Annotated in this window: 17 protein-coding genes and 1 pseudogene; 10 read left to right on the plus strand and 8 right to left on the minus strand. The window is 55.4% G+C overall.

Annotated features, from left to right (window positions below):
* Nucleotides 1-5: 5 nt before the first annotated feature.
* From ACR0KC_RS15140 to ACR0KC_RS15155, 4 genes and pseudogenes are all read left to right on the plus strand, one after another.
* Nucleotides 6-1,190 carry an acetyl-CoA C-acyltransferase gene (locus ACR0KC_RS15140; RefSeq protein ID WP_480791183.1) on the plus strand — a complete coding sequence of 395 codons (1,185 nt, stop codon included), beginning with the start codon at nucleotides 6-8 and terminating at the stop codon, nucleotides 1,188-1,190.
* Between the two features lie 120 nt (nucleotides 1,191-1,310).
* Nucleotides 1,311-2,888 (plus strand): ABC transporter substrate-binding protein, encoded by a 1,578-nt coding sequence (locus ACR0KC_RS15145; RefSeq protein WP_480796348.1) that lies wholly within the window; start codon nucleotides 1,311-1,313, stop codon nucleotides 2,886-2,888.
* A gap of 103 nt (nucleotides 2,889-2,991) precedes the next feature.
* Entirely contained in the window at nucleotides 2,992-4,095 is a 1,104-nt protein-coding gene (locus ACR0KC_RS15150; protein ID WP_480791181.1) for a glycine cleavage T C-terminal barrel domain-containing protein, read from the plus strand.
* Between the two features lie 7 nt (nucleotides 4,096-4,102).
* Nucleotides 4,103-4,441, plus strand: a pseudogene (locus ACR0KC_RS15155) (FAD-dependent oxidoreductase); the annotation flags it as partial.
* A 23-nt stretch (nucleotides 4,442-4,464) separates the two neighbouring features.
* Here ACR0KC_RS15155 and ACR0KC_RS15160 read toward each other — a convergent pair.
* Complete coding sequence (locus tag ACR0KC_RS15160) at nucleotides 4,465-5,823, minus strand: ISKra4 family transposase (protein ID WP_480791180.1); 1,359 nt, start codon at nucleotides 5,821-5,823, stop codon at nucleotides 4,465-4,467.
* A 109-nt stretch (nucleotides 5,824-5,932) separates the two neighbouring features.
* On the minus strand, nucleotides 5,933-6,328 hold the full coding sequence (locus ACR0KC_RS15165) for a GFA family protein (RefSeq protein ID WP_480791179.1): 396 nt from the start codon (nucleotides 6,326-6,328) through the stop codon (nucleotides 5,933-5,935).
* Nucleotides 6,329-6,384: 56 nt separating this feature from the next.
* Between ACR0KC_RS15165 and ACR0KC_RS15170 the strand changes: the two genes are divergently transcribed.
* Nucleotides 6,385-7,029: a TetR/AcrR family transcriptional regulator gene (locus tag ACR0KC_RS15170; RefSeq protein ID WP_480791178.1), complete on the plus strand. Its 645-nt coding sequence runs from the start codon at nucleotides 6,385-6,387 to the stop codon at nucleotides 7,027-7,029.
* 277 nt (nucleotides 7,030-7,306) lie between these two features.
* On the opposite strand, the gene ACR0KC_RS15175 is transcribed toward ACR0KC_RS15170, so the two are convergent.
* Nucleotides 7,307-8,194 (minus strand): LysR family transcriptional regulator, encoded by an 888-nt coding sequence (locus ACR0KC_RS15175; RefSeq protein WP_480791177.1) that lies wholly within the window; start codon nucleotides 8,192-8,194, stop codon nucleotides 7,307-7,309.
* 100 nt (nucleotides 8,195-8,294) lie between these two features.
* Between ACR0KC_RS15175 and gstA the strand changes: the two genes are divergently transcribed.
* The 4 genes from gstA to ACR0KC_RS15195 are packed head-to-tail and all read left to right on the plus strand — an operon-like array spanning nucleotide 8,295 to nucleotide 10,504.
* The gene (gene gstA / locus ACR0KC_RS15180) at nucleotides 8,295-8,906 is read left to right on the plus strand and encodes a glutathione transferase GstA (protein ID WP_480791176.1); all 612 of its coding nucleotides are present in this window, start codon (nucleotides 8,295-8,297) and stop codon (nucleotides 8,904-8,906) included.
* A complete protein-coding gene (locus ACR0KC_RS15185) occupies nucleotides 8,903-9,283 on the plus strand; it encodes a nuclear transport factor 2 family protein (protein WP_480791175.1) in 381 nt (126 codons plus the stop codon). Before gstA ends, ACR0KC_RS15185 begins: the two co-directional genes overlap by 4 nt.
* A 4-nt stretch (nucleotides 9,284-9,287) precedes the next feature.
* Entirely contained in the window at nucleotides 9,288-9,506 is a 219-nt protein-coding gene (locus tag ACR0KC_RS15190) for a tautomerase family protein (RefSeq protein WP_480791174.1), read from the plus strand.
* Nucleotides 9,503-10,504, plus strand: coding sequence for an NAD(P)H-dependent flavin oxidoreductase (locus tag ACR0KC_RS15195; protein WP_480791173.1), 1,002 nt, complete (start codon nucleotides 9,503-9,505; stop codon nucleotides 10,502-10,504). Before ACR0KC_RS15190 ends, ACR0KC_RS15195 begins: the two co-directional genes overlap by 4 nt.
* A 232-nt stretch (nucleotides 10,505-10,736) precedes the next feature.
* On the opposite strand, the gene ACR0KC_RS15200 is transcribed toward ACR0KC_RS15195, so the two are convergent.
* Nucleotides 10,737-11,138, minus strand: coding sequence for a VOC family protein (locus ACR0KC_RS15200; RefSeq protein ID WP_480791172.1), 402 nt, complete (start codon nucleotides 11,136-11,138; stop codon nucleotides 10,737-10,739).
* Between the two features lie 92 nt (nucleotides 11,139-11,230).
* Here ACR0KC_RS15200 and ACR0KC_RS15205 point away from each other — a divergent pair, with 92 nt between their 5' ends.
* Complete coding sequence (locus ACR0KC_RS15205; protein ID WP_480791171.1) at nucleotides 11,231-11,821, plus strand: TetR/AcrR family transcriptional regulator; 591 nt, start codon at nucleotides 11,231-11,233, stop codon at nucleotides 11,819-11,821.
* Nucleotides 11,822-11,994: 173 nt separating this feature from the next.
* Here ACR0KC_RS15205 and ACR0KC_RS15210 read toward each other — a convergent pair whose 3' ends face one another.
* The 4 genes from ACR0KC_RS15210 to ACR0KC_RS15225 all read right to left on the minus strand — a co-directional run bounded on the left by ACR0KC_RS15210 (nucleotide 11,995) and on the right by ACR0KC_RS15225 (nucleotide 16,580).
* Entirely contained in the window at nucleotides 11,995-12,393 is a 399-nt protein-coding gene (locus ACR0KC_RS15210) for a YybH family protein (protein WP_480791170.1), read from the minus strand.
* A 113-nt stretch (nucleotides 12,394-12,506) separates the two neighbouring features.
* The gene (locus tag ACR0KC_RS15215) at nucleotides 12,507-13,289 is read right to left on the minus strand and encodes an RNA polymerase sigma factor (protein WP_480791169.1); all 783 of its coding nucleotides are present in this window, start codon (nucleotides 13,287-13,289) and stop codon (nucleotides 12,507-12,509) included.
* 399 nt (nucleotides 13,290-13,688) lie between these two features.
* A complete protein-coding gene (locus ACR0KC_RS15220; protein WP_480791168.1) occupies nucleotides 13,689-15,515 on the minus strand; it encodes a BCCT family transporter in 1,827 nt (608 codons plus the stop codon).
* 42 nt (nucleotides 15,516-15,557) lie between these two features.
* Nucleotides 15,558-16,580 (minus strand): GlxA family transcriptional regulator, encoded by a 1,023-nt coding sequence (locus tag ACR0KC_RS15225; protein WP_480791167.1) that lies wholly within the window; start codon nucleotides 16,578-16,580, stop codon nucleotides 15,558-15,560.
* Nucleotide 16,581 lies beyond the last annotated feature (1 nt).

Raw genomic sequence — 16,581 nt, forward strand, 5'->3', positions numbered from 1 at the left:
GTGATATGAAAGATGTCGTTGTCGTATCAACCGCTCGAACACCCATAGGGTTGGCTTTCAAGGGTGCCTTCAACAACTCAAAGTCGCCGACACTCGCTGGACACGCCATACGAGCCGCCGTCAGTCGGGCCGGTATCGATCCAACAGAGGTAGAAGATGTGGTGCTGGGATCGGTCCTGACCGCTGGGACTGCCGGCCTGAACATCGCCCGCCTGGCAGCGCTTGCAGGTGGTCTCCCGGCAACGGCGGCAGCCCAGACTCTCGATCGTCAATGTGCCTCGGGCCTGATGGCCATTGCCACAGCGGCAAAACAGATTTCGGTCGACGGAATGGGCATTGTCGTGGCGGGAGGACAAGAGAACATTTCCGCGGTGCAGGCCAGGTATTTCGACTGGGTCATGGACGAAAAAGACCCAGCCGTAGTCCAAGCCTCAGAGCACGCGTATATGCCGATGCTTGTAACCGCCGAACATGTAGCGCGACTGCACGGGGTAACTCGTGAGGCACAGGATGAATTCGCGGAACTTTCGCAAACGCGCACTGCCGCCGCCCAGGCTGCAGGGGCATTCGACGATGAAATCGTACCTGTAACAGCGACCAAGCTGGTCAAAAACCGTGAATCTGGCGAAATTACCGAAGAAACCGTTACGGTTAGGCAGGACGAAGGCAACCGGCCGGGAACGACAATCGAAACGCTTGCGGGGCTGAAGCCGGTTGTTGAAGCCGGTGTTGTAACCGCAGGAAACGCGAGCCAATTGTCCGACGGGGCATCGGCCTGTGTGCTGATGTCGGCCCGTATGGCCGAACGGCGCGGCTTCGCTCCACTAGGCGTATACCGGGGCCTTGCTGTGGCAGGTTGCGCTCCGGAGGAGATGGGCATGGGACCAGTTTATGCTGTTCCGAAGCTACTGGAGCGTGCCGGATTGAAAGTGGATGACGTTGGTCTTTGGGAATTGAACGAGGCTTTCGCAGCCCAGGCCATTCCCTGCCGGGATCAGCTGGGGATTGACCCCGAAAGGCTAAACGTGAATGGCGGCGCGATTTCCGTCGGTCACCCCTATGGAATGACTGGCTCCCGGTTGGTTGGCCACGCGTTGATTGAGGCGAAGCGGCGCGGGGTTCGGTATGTTGTCGTCACCATGTGCGTCGGCGGTGGTATGGGTGCGGCTGGGCTTTTCGAAGTCTGCTGATATTTCCATAACCTCAGTTATGGCAATGTCATGGAATCGGTTGTTTGTGTACCGGGTGCCGTCCGCTCAAACTTCGATGAACAGCGGGTGCAACCCGCATCGGTCATCTGGGAGGAAAAAATGTCCGACATCGATAGCTTGGTACGCCAATATAAGGCGGGATCGCTCAGTCGTCGCGGTTTTTTCAAACGCGCAGGCGCTTTTGGTTTATTGGTGCCCACAGCCAGCAGCATTCTTGCCCAGGCTGGTCCCGCATACGCTCAGTCGCCAACACGCGGTGGCTGGCTGCGGATCGCGCAGGGCAACACCGATGATACCCTAGAGCCCGTCAGGATGACGGATACTTCGGATGCAGTCTACGGCAATTGCGTCTACCAGCGATTGACTCGTTTGCTACCCTCGCTTGAGGTCGAAGGCGACGCTGCAGAGGAATGGAGTGTCAACGATGCAGCGACCGAATGGACATTCAAGTTGCGCGATGGCCTAGTTTTCCACAACGGTCAGAACGTCACCTCAGCCGATGTAGTCGAAAGCCTGTCGCGCCACATTGCCGAGGGTTCGGAATCGCCTGCCAAGGCTCTTCTTTCGACAGTCACTGCAATCGATGCACCCGATGCTATGACCGTAAAGATCACCTTGTCCTCGGGCAATGCAGACCTGCCGGTGATCATGTCAGACTACCATCTGTCCATCCATCCAGCCGGGCACAGCGATTTCACGAATGCAATCGGCTCCGGCCCGTTCAAGGTGATGGAATTCATTCCCGGCGAGCGAGTGGTTTTCGAACGTTTCGAAAACTACTATGAGGACGGTAAGCCTTACCTAGATGGCTTGGATTTCATCCCTGTTCCGGACGCAAACGCAATGTTGAGCGCGTTGTTAGCGGGGGATGTGGACTCAGTATACGACGTTCCGGCCTTCGCTGTTGATCAGCTCAACTCCAACGACGCTGTGACGCTTCACAGTACACCGACTGGTTCGTTTACCAACATGGTGATGATGGTGGACCGCGCTCCGACAAATGACGCGAATTTCCGTAAAGGTGTCAAACACGCGTTGGACCGTGAACTTGTTTTGAACCAGGTGTTCAAGGGAATAGGTACTATTTCAGCAGACACACCGATTGGCCCGACCTACAAGTACTGGTGCCCGGACGTAAAGCCTGCCGAATACGATCCCGACAAGGCAAAGTTCTACTTCGACAAGGCAGGGGTTTCGGGCTTCGACCTCCATACGTCCGAGACTGCTGGGAATTCGGCAAACGACATTGCCTTGACTTTCCAGCAATCTGCAAAGGGAGCGGTAGATGTAAATGTGATAAAAACCCCATCGGACGGGTACTGGACCCACACCTGGATGCAGAAACCGATGACCATGTCGGGCTGGAACGCTCGACCTACTGTCGATGCCTTCCTGACCATCGCTCACATGAAGGGTGGCAGTTGGAACGAGACCATGTGGGGTTCTGACGAATTCGATTCCATGATCCTGGCGGCTCGCGCCGAGTTGGATGAGGCAAAACGCGCGCAGATGTATTGCGACATGTTGCATATGATGAACGACGATGGCGGCTTTGTGAACGCCGTGTTCCAGAACCAACTTGAGGCAACAGCACAAAACGTCATGGGGTACACACCCCATCCGGTTGGAACTCTTGGTGGGTTTGGTCAGACTCTACGCAATATCTGGCTTACCTAAGGCTGCTTTCTCCCCGTCAGTGGCACCAGTCAACTGACCTTGGGTCGCCGGTTCCACCCGGACCGGCGGCCTTCTCTTGTTTCCCTTAAATCGCGATCAAGCCATGTTCTCTATTTCTCCGTCCACGCGTCTGCGCACATCACCCTTCTATGAGGCCACCTTGGCCGATGGTGTGTGTGCCATGACAACTTACAATCACATGTTGATGCCGACCTCCTATGGCAGCCCAGAGGAGGAGTACTGGCGCATCATCAACGATGTCTCGATGTGGGATGTTGCGGTAGAGCGGCAAGTGCAGCTAAAGGGCCCAGATGCCGGGCGTCTGGCGCAAATCCTTGCGCCGCGAGACCTGACGAAATGCAAGATCGGGCAGGGCAAATATGTTCCGCTGTGCAATCACCACGGCGTGTTGATCAATGACCCCATCCTGCTGAAACTGGACGAGGACCGCTATTGGCTGTCCATCGCCGACAGCAACATTTGGTTCTGGGCCGAGGCCATCGCGCGCGAGCGCGGTCTGAATGTCGAGGTGAGCGAGCCGGACGTGTCGCCCCTCGCGGTCCAGGGGCCAAAGGCGGAAACCGTTGTCGCCTCGATCTTTGGCGACTGGGTTCGCGACCTGAAATACTTCTGGTTCCGCGAAACCGAGATCGACGGCATTCCCGTCGCGGTGGCCCGGTCCGGCTGGTCCAAGCAGGGCGGTTTCGAAATCTACCTGATGGATGGCACCAAAGGCACCGCACTCTGGAACATCGTCAAGGAAGCAGGACAGCCCCATGGCATCGGGCCGGGCAACCCCAACTGGTGCGAACGTGTCGAAAGCGGGTTGGTCTCGTATGGCGGCGACTCGGATGGACAGACCAATCCGTTCGAGGTTCGGATGGGCAAGTATGTCGATCTTCATGTGCCTGACGACACGATCGGGATCGAGGCCTTGCGCCGCATCGCGGCCGAGGGGCCGAAACGGCATCAGTTGGGTGTCGTCCTGGACAATTCGGAACCGGTCAAGACGGAATTCACCTGGAACGACATTGACATGGATGGCACTCGCATTGGCGACATGACCACCTGTGTCTGGTCCTACCGCATGAAGAAAAACATCGGGTTCGCGCTTGTGGCGACCTCTGCAAAGCCGGGTGACCGGGTTGTCGTAAGGCGCGCGGCCGGAGCCGTCGAAGGAACACTGTGTGAATTGCCATTCCTTTGAGGGCGACATGACTGTCATCACGGAACCCGCCCGGCAGACGCCGGTCATCCACAATACGGACGTGCTTGTGGTCGGATCCGGCCCCGGGGGGCTTGCCGCAGCTCTTGCGGCAGCGCGAGCCGGGGTCGAAGTCTGTCTGGTAGAACGCTTTGGCTGTTTTGGCGGCAACATCACCGTTGTGGGGGTCGAGGGTTTTGCCTGGTACCGCCACGAGGCCACTGTCGAGGCCGGCGGTATCGGGCGCGAATTCGAAGACCGCGCGCGCGACATGGGCGCCGCCGTGCCGGAAAGCCAGTCGCTGAGCTACGAGATCGACAGCGAGGGCTTCAAGCTCGTCGCCGACCGGCGGGAGTGGAAAGACTCTGGGGATCAAGCGGCGCGTAGCTGTACTTCTCCAAGCCTTCCATCCAGGACCGCGGCTCTGACCGTTGCTACTCGATGTGCGCCTTTTGGGGACCAGCGCATTCGGCGCTTTTTGCCCATGCGAGCGTTGGCTATGTCATTGACTAGACCCTCCGCCCGCGATGTCGAAACGGCTCTGCCGGTTCGACGGCGTTGGCTGTAATCGACGAGCGCAGCGCGATTGTATTCCAAGTAAGTTTGCAGTTCCATTGTACGCGAAACTGCCGAGAGCGCTGCATCGTTCGTTCTGCCAAAAGTTTGGCTTCGCATGTGCATGCCAAATCTGAGTAACACTTCAATGGCATCAAGCGCACGAGCCGTTTGACCATGCCAAATACGCCACCGCAAATTTTGGACGAGCTTCTCGATCCCGAGATCCGCGAAGTCTTCCAGCAAAGAAAACAGGGTTTGGAATGTCGTTTCCACATGTCGGATGCGTATTGAAATATGCCACCAGTCCAGGACGTGACTGACATCCGCACCTGTGGCGTCCCTTACCAATCGGGGCAACGCAGGGTCACCATCAGACAGAACCGTAACGGTGGCGCCATCACGCCATCCGGCCGCTTCCAGATTTCGTCGCAGATATTCGCGCGGATTGTCTGCACCGATCGCGCTTAAGCCAAATCTGCGTTTCCCACGGTCCTTGTTCTCGATGGAACCAACAATGACCTCAAAGTTCCGGCGCTGATATTCCGGTCTCGACCGCACATAAGCGCTATCCAGAAACACTGCAATATCAGGTGACTTTGGGCGTTGGTCGGTCTCGGAGACCGCTGAGCTTTCGTCGTTCGCAAGGTCGTCAGCGAGGGTCGCGAGTCGATTGCGGATCGTAACATGGTTCTGTTTGCCGCATGGCGTCAATTCATTCAGAAGCCGTGCAACCTCCCGAAAACTATGGCGCGCTCCCAATTCCGCCTGCAATCGCCGAAGCTCTGGCGTGGCATTATCCTGCAAGAGACGGGTCAGAGGAGAATGCGCGACTTTCAACGTTGGAAATCCCGGGAGTCCACACATGCATATCCGAACACGCGGCGCTTCGACGGTCACACGACCAAAGAGCGTGTCGATACGGCGTTGGCGGCGATCATGAACTGGTAGATATGTTCCGCAGAAACGGTAAACGCGAGCGATCTCACTGATCTCTTCGACCTGATCTTGCAGTAGCGCGCGCTGAATTTCTTTCAGCAGCAATTTCGCCTCGGCCAAACACAACCCGAGGTCTTCTTCCAATGTATCAACCGTTCGGCGATCCATCGTACAAATCTCGTGTGACCGCGTCTCGCCCCAGCCAAACTCAGTCTCTAACTTGATTCTGAATTTCATCGCTATGTCTCCTGCAAAAACAGCAAGACTCTACAGCAGAATCTTTTGGTATCCCCACACTCTTTCCACTCCCCAGTGACAGTCACTCTGACGATTTACCCTTCTTGCGTCAGGGGGTTTGTAAGTCTCGCATCTTGTCCCAATGCTGGCAATTTTCGACAAATGCGAGATGCGGTTTTCTGAAATTCGATTGATCGACAAGAATGCCGACTGCAACAAAAAGTGTTTCAGGTAATTTTGTTGTGGCCTTGTAGATTGGTGAGCCGCATTCGGGACAGTACGTCAGCCCAACCTTGTGTCCTGCGTCGGACACCCAAGTATAGGTTTTCGTCTTGCCAGTGACTTTCACGCTCTCCATGGGGTAAGCCGCTTGGGGAAGGTGGCCGCCGCCCGATATCCTCTGACAGTCCTGACAGAAGCACATCACCGAGAAATCGGGTGGCTCAGAAACCAGGATCTCTATTTTTCCACATAAACACTGACCCGAACTGCAAGCACTGCCCATTCTGAAACTCCTGTAGGCTACTGAATCCAGAATTGAATAGTGTCCACAGCCAAAATATGTTCAAGAACATCTTTTGGCGCCTTACAGGATTCAGATCGAAACAGGAGCTCACCGTGCCCTATAGCAAAGAACATGTCGCACAAACTCGCGCCAAGGTCGTTGAAGCCGCTCGCATTCTGTTCAATCGGCATGGGTTTGAAAAGGTGACTATCGATATGATCATGGCAAAAGCTGGAATGACGCGCGGAGGGTTCTACAGACATTTCAAGAGCAAGGAGTCGTTGTACAGCGAAGCGGTAGAGAGTTTTCTGACCGGGCGCGGCGCTGTGTGGCGTGATCAAGCTGGGATAGACCCCACAAATCTCTCACCTGAAATGGCACAATACATGCTGGATAGCTACCTGTCCGAAAAGCACTTGGGTGATCTTGAAGGGCAATGCCCGATGATTGCGTTGCCCTCGGACGTGTCTCGTGAGCACGATGACGTTCGAAACGCATATCAGGATCTGCTTAAGTCAATGATCTGGTTGTTTGAGACAGCACAACCGGCAGAGCCTGAAATTGCACGCCAACGGGCGCTGGCTATGGCCTGTCTTTGTGTGGGAGGGATGGTTTTGGCGCGGTCCATTCCCGACATTGGTTTAGCGAATGAAATTCGCTGCGCAGCCTATAAGACGGCCAGTGAAATTAACAATATTTAGTCGCTGCCCGAGTGCACAGTGCTGTCTCTTCGGAAAGGTTGAACTTACAAACTGAACATAGACACCTTGCTCAAATTGGTTTTTTCGCCGGTTTTGGGCATGGCTGCAGAGAGCGGACTTAGTTGTGTTGCTCTACACCCGTCACTTCGGGCTCAGAGTGCTCCTCGGACGTAGCGCGACATCTGACTGCCTGACACAAATATCTGGGATCGTGGGCGACCTGGAACTGTTGAATGTTTCACTTCCAGATCCGGCTTAAGGCGAAGAAAAATTAGCCCTATAATTTGGAACCCTGAGTCTGTAATCGTGCCCACAACGCCGACGCTACGGGACCGTGTGCCTTTCCCTTTCGCCGAATTGCAAAGATCTCGGATAAACGAGGCGGAAAGCTAACAACGTCAATTTGCATCAGGCTCTTTTCCTTGAGTTCATCACGCACCAAGTGCAAGGGCAGCCCACCCCATCCAAGGTTGCCGAGGATGACATTCTTTTTGGCTGCAAAATCGGAAACCGTCCACCTGCGTCCTCCTGGCAGAAGATCGCGGCTCTGATCATTTCCGGGGCCGCCGGTGCCTGCAACTATGACTTGGGGGACCTTTTGTAGCTCAGAATTAGATATAGGTCCGTCGCCGAACCGTAGGGCTGTCTTAGGGGAGGCCATAGGAGAAATCGTGACGTTGGTGACATGTTGAGTTTCGACTTCACCCATTGAAACACTATCGAGTGTGGCGAAGGCAATGTCTGCGTCCTCTTCCATTAGCCTTGCGATCGGCCCGCCCATCATTTCAGTCGACAAACGCAATTGGGTGTTTGGGAATTGTTCGTCTATGTCGGCCAAAACTGGCACCAGTAACTCAAGCGGCAAAGTTGCGCTTACTGCAATTTTTATCAGTGGCTCTTCCTTGGACCGCAACCAGGCCGAAGTCGTTTGAAGCTCGCTTACCTGGTGCAGGACTCGCGCGGCTTCCGCCCAAAAGACTTCGCCCGCCGGTGTCAGTGTTGGACGATAAGTTTCGCGTGAAAAAAGGATGAGATCCTGCTCCTCTTCCAGCAGGCGTATCGAATGACTTACGGCGCTTTGCGATTTGTTCAACATTTCGGCAGCGCCGCGAAATGTTCCCGTCGCGACGATAGCGTCCAGCGCCCTGAGTTGATCAAGCTTCAATATGATCTCCAAAATCGATCATCATCATGAAAACTTGATATTATCAATGAATTGAGAATGCAGCTAGTCATTTCTGGGCAAGTAACATGGAGACACTTCAATGAAACTCTACATGAAACCCGGCGCGTGCCCTCTTGCCAGTCACATCGCACTGTTCGAGACCGGTGCAGACTTTGAAACTGAGGCAGTGGATACCGATACTGGTCTGACGGCATCAGGAAGCGATTTTCGCGCGATAAACCCCAAGGGCTATGTGCCAGCCTTACAGCTGAACGATGGTGCCGTTTTGACCGAAGGGGCGGCTGTTTTGCAGTTCATAGCGGATCAGTTTCCCGAATCCGATCTGGCGCCAAAGGCCGGAACATTGGAACGCGCGCGGTTGCAGGAAGCGTTGAACTGGATTTCGTCTGAACTGCACAAGGCGTTCAATCCGCTATTTCGAAATGGTGCAAGCGAAGAAGAGAAATCTGCCGCGCGCGACGCAGTTGCCGGCAAATTCGACCTGATCGAAGAGCAATTGTCAGACGGACGGCAATGGCTTGTAGCGAAAAAATTCTCAGTGGCGGATTCATATCTGTTCGCTGTTTCGAATTGGGCAAACTTCACAGGCATCGATTTGTCGCGTTGGCCAAATCTGGCAGCATTCGTCGCGCGGGTGGCAGACCGTCCCGCTGCGCAGTCGGCGCTGAAGGCGGAAGGACTGATCCAGTGACACCCCGCGATCATCAACAGGTTGCCGCCCTGATGGAGGCCTATTTCGAAGGTCTCCATCACGCTGACAGCGTAATGCTCCGCCGGGTTTTCCACCCTCAGCTTGCGTATATCTGCGCGACGGATGGGGATGAGCTTTATCTCGACCTCGACACCTACATGACACGTGTTGACGGCCGTACTCCCCCGTCCGAACGTGGTGACCCCAGGGATGAGGCGATCCTCGAAATCGCATTTGGCAGCCCCCGTATCGCGAGGGTTACCGCCCGGATGAGCATGATGGGTCGCGATTTTCTGGATTACCTTACGCTTGTCCGACACGACGCTGAATGGCGGATCGTCACAAAGGTTTTCACATGGGTGCCAAGACAGGAGTGAGCCAATGCCGTACGTGAACATCAAAGTGACACAAGAAGGCGGACCAGATGGGTCTGGCCCTTCGCCAGAAGAAAAGGCACGTCTAATTTCCGGGGTGACGGACCTGCTTCAGGACGTGCTTGGCAAGAGCCCGGCGACGACTTTTGTCGTCATTGACGAAATCCCCCTGGAGTCTTGGGGGATCGGTGGACTGCCCGTTGAAGACTACAGGGACCGGTCATGAAAACGCCCCTAACTGACGTCTTTGGCCTAGATCTGCCCGTGATCCAGGCGCCTATGGCTTTTGTGGCGGGCGCGGAACTGGCCGCCGCGGTATCACGCGCAGGTGGTTTGGGCATGATCGGCGGCGGATACGGAGACGCGGATTGGATTGAGCACCAGTTTGATCTGGTCTCCGGCACGCGGGTTGGCTGTGGGCTGATATCTTTTGTTATGACAGACAGGCCCGATCTGCTGGAGCGGGTATTGGCCTGCAATCCACGGGCGCTGTTTCTGTCTTTCGCCGATCCGGCGCCCGTATTGCAGCGGGTGCAGCAGGCTAACGTGCCCCTGATCTGCCAGGTTCAGACATTTCGGGATGCCTGTCATCTGCTTGATCTGGGCGTGGAAGTAATTGTAGCCCAAGGCGGCGATGCTGGCGGGCACGGTCAAAGCCGTGGCACCATGGCGTTTGTTGCTGAAGTCGCTGATGAAATCGCGCGTAGGGGAACAAACACGGTTCTGTGCGCTGCCGGCGGCATTGCAGATGGACGTGGACTTGTCGCGGCCCTGGCATTGGGCGCGCATGGCGTGGTTGTTGGGACAAGGTTCTGGAGCGCGGTGGAAGCTCTGACAGATCGACGTCTGATAGAACCCGTACTAGGTCACACCGGTGACGACACAATACGAACGCGGGTGGTCGACGCGATCCGCCAAATTGAATGGCCAGAACGCTATTCAGGTCGCGTTCTTAAAACCGGGTTCATCGAAGAATGGGACTCTTATCCCCAGGAGCTAAAGAAAGACCTGAACACGCAGATCAGTCGCTGGAGCAACGCCGTTGAAAGTGCTGACATTGAGGTTGTTGCACCGTTTGTCGGAGAAGCAATTGGTCTTGTCCAAAACGAGCAAACCGCAGGAGATATCTTGGATGATATCGCGATCTCGACACGCGATGTCTTATTGAGTTTGCGAGATACCAGCTCTCCACGGCTGGCCTCTCCAAGTATAGACTACCTTTGATTTGGGCCGCGAACTCCGTGGCCGCTCTTGGGAACGAGGAGGCAACCGCGCCATCAGGGTAGCGCAGCCATTTGGTGTGCAACTAGTTTTGGTGAACTGATGCCCTCATTCATGCCAGTGGGTCGTCCCAGGCTTTGTCTATGGCGAGTGTTAGCCCGTACAACGCCTCTCCTTGAGAAGACCTTCATGTCGTTACAAGAGCTTTTTACTGCCTTGCACCATAGAATTTGAGTCAGGTCGGCAGAGCTTCTGCAGCATACTGATCAATGAACTCTCCAACTGGAGGAATCGGCTCGATCACGTCAATCAAAACGCCGTTCGGATCTCGTGTGATGAAATGGCGTTGTCCGAAGGCTTCATCTGTCAAGGATTTCAAAATGGGTAAACCAGCCTCACGGATGCGTTGAAACTCGGCATCCACATCTTCTACTTCAAAATTCAGGATCAAACCCTGCACTACGCCACGCCCTTCGGCGGGAATCGTTTCGTGATCCCCTTTGAGAATCGCCAAATTGACGCCTGGGTTTTCGCTGGACTGGAGGTGGCAATACCAGTCTGAGTCAAACAGAACAGTGAAGTGAAAAGTTTCGACGTAAAATGCCTTGGTCGCCTCAACATCGTCCGTCTGGATCACTGGATAGTATTGGGTGCATTTCATGTTGTATTGCTCCTACAAGATACATACAGTCTGCATGTAAGTAACCTATAAACATACAGGCGGCATGTATGCAACAAAGAACTGAAGCCCGTTCCAACAAGGATCGAAGTGAATCCACGCGTGCTGCGCTGGTGAGTGCAGCCAGGAAGCTGTTTGCCGAGAAGGGCTATGCAGAAACCTCAACGCCCGAGATCGTCAGGGCCGCAGGGGTCACGCGAGGCGCGCTGTATCATCACTTCGAGGATAAGGTGGCGCTTTTCCGAGCGGTGATCGTCGAAGAATACACGAGGGTTGCAGACAATATCAGCAAGAACGCGGATTTAAACTCGGGATCGGCCTTGGATGCCCTCAAGCACGGAAGCCGCGGCTACCTTAATGCGATGGCCGATAAGGGGCGTGTTCGGATCATTCTGCGCGACGGTCTTGCAGTTCTTGGACAGACGGAACTTGGTCGGATCGATCAGGAAACCGCGGCAGACACTTTGCGGGTGGGTCTTATCGAAGCTATGGATGCCGGAGAAATCCGGAAGTTGCCAGTGGATGCCCTGACGGTCCAGCTTTCAGCCCTTTTTGATCGGGTAGCAATAGCTGTTTCTGAAGGCGACGATCCCCACGATCACCTGCAAATTATTGATACTATCTTCGACTCGTTGGAGTAGACCGCGCCGTGGAAGCAGCTTTTCAATTGCGGCGTTTGAAAATTTGTTTCTTAGTTTGCTGCGAAGGTTCACCAATCGGCTTGCATCCGCCGTACGAAGGCGTGGTCAACAGAGGCCGCCGTGAACCGAGATGAACAGCGGCGCGCCAATAGAAAATCAACACGCCGCGCCTTTTATTTGTCCAAATGCATGAGCCGTTGACCATGAGGGTTATCGATCACAAGGCGCCAGCTGTCATCTGCTTGCCGGCGTAGCACTGCAACCGACAAGCCGGATTGTTCTATCAACTGGCCGTCAGGCGTTTTGCCTTCCATCTTCCACGGGGCGATGTGGAGGGCGAGATTTCCACTGACAATAACGTCATGACCAGAGTATTCGAACTTTGGGTTCAACGCGGCGGTCATGGTGAACATCTCTGACAGTTGGCTTGCATCGCTTACCGGTGCGCCCGGCTCAAATGTGACAACTGCGTTTGGTTCGTAAGACTTCATCACTGAAGTAATGTCTCCGGCTTGAAAGGCAGCCATCATGTTCTCGATGGCCGCCAGAACGGGTTCGTTGTCAATGGTCATCTTGGTATCTCCTGCTGTTGTTGAATGGGGGAAAAGAAAGGCGAGCGATATCGCCCATGCAAATGCATGTTTCATCAGGGTCTCCTTTTGTTGAGTTAGTAGGCGGTGAGGTGCTAAACCGTTGGTAGCACCACATCGATCACGTGAGTTGCCAGATCGCGCGGCGTCGAAAGCAATCCAGTTGCACGCTGTAGTTTAGCGGCGACGAGGGATGCCTCGGTTCGGGCTGCATCTGCCTCGATGGATGCGAAATTTGGTGAATCAGGCCAACGGTCGACGCCATCTGCAGATACCCTTCCTGCGGCCATCGCGGCAGGAAGCCGTTTTTTGCAGTGGCAGGCGGCCTCAGGGTTAGCCAGGCCGCAAGACTGTTTTGTGAATGCTAGTACATCGGCTCGCGCTCGCGACAAACGCTTACGGTAAAGGTCAGCGCGGATGTCCAAGACTTCCACAGCTTCGCTCTGATTGAACTCCAGAACTTCACCTAGCACGTAAGCAATGCGGTGGTTCCGATCGAGGCACAACAACATGGCCATTGTGCACCGGATTCTCAGATCGTTGAGCATGACCTGGTCTTCAACATGCACATTGGCACAGCTCTGCAATCCGTTCTCGAGATCGGCTGCAAATGCTTCAAAGGACAGCACCGGATCCTTCTCGACAACCTTCGTTGCAGTCAGAAGATAGTTGACAGCAACCCTGTGAACCCATGTCTCGAAACGGCTTCGCCCCTCAAATGTAGAAAGCTTCGTCACGATACGGATCAAAATCTCCTGACACGCGTCCTCAGCAGCTGATGGGTCCGCGAGCATTCTGATCGACAGCCTGTACACACGATCCTGAATCTGGCGGACGAGCGTTTCAAGTGCCTGCGCGTCGCCGTCCTGCGCGGACAAAACTGTCTGTTTACTAATCTCGGACATTGCGATGGCCTTTCAAGTTGGGTCGTTAAAATGTTAGACGAACCCGCAGCCTATAGTGTGACAATGATTTTGGATCTTTCTAAGCCCCAATCTAGCGCGCGAGGGAACCGCGCCCTTGATCTGCCTCACTTAAGCAGCACGGCTGCGACGTTGGCACCGGCTAATTTTTGCCCAAAGCAGCAACTAATCCAATTCATCGTCTCGACGCAGGCTGAGGCGAAAAACTACTATTCCTGACTGATCACGCCGCAGTGAGAATCGAAGATGGGCGAGACGTCGGCGAAAGACACCGAAACGCGCTGACAATTGGCGCCCGTTTTCTGAAAAAGCGGCCCCAAACTGGGACCGCGCCTGCTTTTCATGTAGTCTGGCTCACTCTGCGCCCTGGGCTTCGACCGACTCGTGCTTGTCGCGTAGCCCGTCACGGTATAGCGCCTTGGCCAGTGCAACGCACATCAGGCCCATCACTATGGTAAAGGGCAAGGCGCCGATGATCATCGCATTACGTAGCGCGTCCATCGGGTTGTTATCGCCCGCCGCCAGGATCAGCGCGCCGATAACCGCCGTCAGGATCAGACCCCAGATGATGCGGTGCTTGATACCCGTTTCCTGACTACCGCCCGACATGATCGTGTTCATCACCAGGATGCCCGAATCCGCCGAGGTCACCAGGAAGGTCATGATCAAGATCACGCACATCACGTTCAGCATGGACAGAAGACCTCCGTCGATCATGTAGGACAGCGTCACGAACAGCTTGTTGGTGTTCGAGGCCCCGATGATCGCGCCTTCCGCGGCCCCGGCCAGTTCCAGATCAATAGCGGTGCCGCCCAAAACCGTCATCCAGGCAAAGCACACCAACGCCGGCGCGAACACGCAGCCCAAGATGAACTCACGCACCGAACGACCCTTGGAGATGCGCGCCAGGAACAGGCCCACAAAGGGCGAGAACGCAATCCACCAAGCCCAGTAGAACGTGGTCCAGCCCGACTGCCAGCCAAACTGACGGCCCTGCTCACCCGCCGCATAGACCGCCGCAAGCGTCTCCTCGTCCAACTCGGCTGCTGCGCCTTCCAGACCGCTCTTGAAGCCATCAAAGCTGCCCCAGGCATTGGTCGCGCCGCCCATCAGGTCACCAGCCAGCGGTTTCGCCGCCTCGGGCAGAGCCGTCGCGAAGGCTTCGGTCGACAGCGGGCCATAGGCGCCAAAGCTGAGCGACAGGAAGTTCAGGATATAGTCCACCATCGCTGTGCCATAGGTGGTCATCGCAAAGACGAATGAACCAAACACTACGAATGTACCCAACAGGATGATCGACAGCACCAGGTTCAAGTTCGACAGGTACTTCACGCCCCGGCCAACACCAGACACAGCCGAGATGATCGACAGGCCCATGATGACAACCAGGCCGGCGACCAGGCCAACCTTCGAGGGGGTCGGTACGTCGCCACTCAGGTTCATGACCCATTCCATGCCAGTGATTGCATAGACGCCGTCGATGAACTGGCTGACTCCGTAGCCGATGGTGACCGATACGCCTAGGATCGTCGCCACGACGCCGAGAACGTCGACCACGTGACCCAAGAAGCCATTCAACAGCTTGCCAAACAGCGGTGTCAGCGCTGCGCGGATGGTCAGAGGCATGTCGCGGGTATAGGCGTAGTAGGCCAGCGAAAGGCCGGTTACCACGTATATCGCCCAGGCATGGAAGCCATAGTGCAGATAGGTATAGCGATAGGCCGACTGGACCGCTTCGGGTTCATTGCCTGTCACGTCCCCGGCGACGACCACAGGGTTCGATCCCCACAGCCCCAGAGGCTCGGCCGTGGCAAACACCATCAGACCCACGCCCAGACCAGCGCCAAACATCATCGAAAACCACGAGAAGTTCGAAAACTCAGGCTTTTCGCCCGGCGTCCCCATGACCCGCTTGCCGGTGGCAGGGATGATGGCAACAACGGCTAGAAAGAAGAAAAACAGCCCCACGATGATTACATAAAAGCTGTTGAAACTTTCCAGCAATTTCCCGTTCCAACTGCCCAGGGTTCCGTTCGCGTTAGCCGGAAACACCAGAGCCCAAAGCACCAGCGCCACCATGATCCCCTTGCTGATCAAGGCGATTGGTACGCTGTTGTTTTCATAAAAACCGCTATCCGCAGTCTTTATGTCTAAATCCGTAAACGGTTCTCTAATCGACATTTATTTCCTCCCGTGTCGAGCGTATTGTGTTCGTTGGTGCAGTTATAGCAAATCGGCCACCCGACCTGATTGCGCGTAACCAGAGCTCTGTTGGGTATGAGGCGAGATGCCATAGTACTTTCGAAAGCACTTTGAGAAATGGCTTGCAGTTGCAAAGCCGCAGGCGATTGCGACGTCCAGAACGCGCATATCCGTCTGCTGCAACAGCATCCGGGCGCGTTCCACTCTGAGACGGGTCATGTGGTTTTTAGGACTGGTTCCCACGTATCTCTGAAACAATCGCTCCAACTGGCGGGTCGACAAACCAACGGTTTCCGCAACAACGCTGGGTGAGGGCGGCGATTCCAGGTTTTCCTGCATGATCATCACGGCCCGCGCCAGTTTTTCATGGCGTGTCCCGAAGCGACAGAGGTCAGTCTGCGTTTGACGGTCATCGCCGAAACGAACAGATGCATAAAGCAACTGGTCGGCAACGTTCGAGGCGACCTTGGGGCCACATTTCTGATTTATGAGAGACGAGAACAGGTCCAGCGTGGTCACCCCGCCGCCACATGTCGAAATCGGACGTTCGTCCACATAGACGGAGCAGACCGTTTCGACGCCGGGGAACAGTTCGGCCATCACCGGCTGTTGTTGCCAATGCGCGCTAAGGCGCTTGCCGTTTGCAATCCCAGCGCTTGCCAGAACGCTGGCACCACCACCGACACCGCAAAGCTGAACCCCAAACCTGCTGGCTTGTCGCAACCACGTCTTGAGCTTATTGGAGATGGCGCGCTCTACGGCCATGGGTCCGCAGATCACGATGCAGTCGCCGCGTTGCGTCTTAGGCAATCCGCCTTCGACCGCGACAGTCATACCGGACGAAGACGTAACTTCGTTACCCGCTTCACTAACGATGTTACATTCGAATGAGTTGCCGCCTGAGGCAGCGTTGGCTGCCGCCAATGAGTCGATCCCGGACCCAAGCTCCAACGCTGAGAAGCCAGGCATTAGAAGAAAAATGAACCTGTTCAGTTCAGCTGTTCGTGCGCTTGACTGTGCGAAGTTGATCTCGGAACGACCCATT

Source organism: Ruegeria sp. CF3 (genome assembly GCF_056537365.1).

Excerpts from the sequence above, each read along its gene's own strand:
- ACR0KC_RS15205 (WP_480791171.1), top strand. The coding sequence starts at position 11,231 with ATGCAACAAAGAACTGAAGCCCGTTCCAACAAGGATCGAAGTGAATCC.
- ACR0KC_RS15150 (WP_480791181.1), top strand. The coding sequence starts at position 2,992 with ATGTTCTCTATTTCTCCGTCCACGCGTCTGCGCACATCACCCTTCTAT.
- ACR0KC_RS15195 (WP_480791173.1), top strand. The coding sequence starts at position 9,503 with ATGAAAACGCCCCTAACTGACGTCTTTGGCCTAGATCTGCCCGTGATC.
- ACR0KC_RS15165 (WP_480791179.1), bottom strand. The coding sequence starts at position 6,328 with ATGGGCAGTGCTTGCAGTTCGGGTCAGTGTTTATGTGGAAAAATAGAG.
- ACR0KC_RS15220 (WP_480791168.1), bottom strand. The coding sequence starts at position 15,515 with ATGTCGATTAGAGAACCGTTTACGGATTTAGACATAAAGACTGCGGAT.
- ACR0KC_RS15210 (WP_480791170.1), bottom strand. The coding sequence starts at position 12,393 with ATGACCATTGACAACGAACCCGTTCTGGCGGCCATCGAGAACATGATG.
- gstA (WP_480791176.1), top strand. The coding sequence starts at position 8,295 with ATGAAACTCTACATGAAACCCGGCGCGTGCCCTCTTGCCAGTCACATC.
- ACR0KC_RS15140 (WP_480791183.1), top strand. The coding sequence starts at position 6 with ATGAAAGATGTCGTTGTCGTATCAACCGCTCGAACACCCATAGGGTTG.
- ACR0KC_RS15170 (WP_480791178.1), top strand. The coding sequence starts at position 6,385 with ATGTTCAAGAACATCTTTTGGCGCCTTACAGGATTCAGATCGAAACAG.
- ACR0KC_RS15145 (WP_480796348.1), top strand. The coding sequence starts at position 1,311 with ATGTCCGACATCGATAGCTTGGTACGCCAATATAAGGCGGGATCGCTC.
- ACR0KC_RS15225 (WP_480791167.1), bottom strand. The coding sequence starts at position 16,580 with ATGGGTCGTTCCGAGATCAACTTCGCACAGTCAAGCGCACGAACAGCT.
- ACR0KC_RS15190 (WP_480791174.1), top strand. The coding sequence starts at position 9,288 with ATGCCGTACGTGAACATCAAAGTGACACAAGAAGGCGGACCAGATGGG.
- ACR0KC_RS15160 (WP_480791180.1), bottom strand. The coding sequence starts at position 5,823 with ATGAAATTCAGAATCAAGTTAGAGACTGAGTTTGGCTGGGGCGAGACG.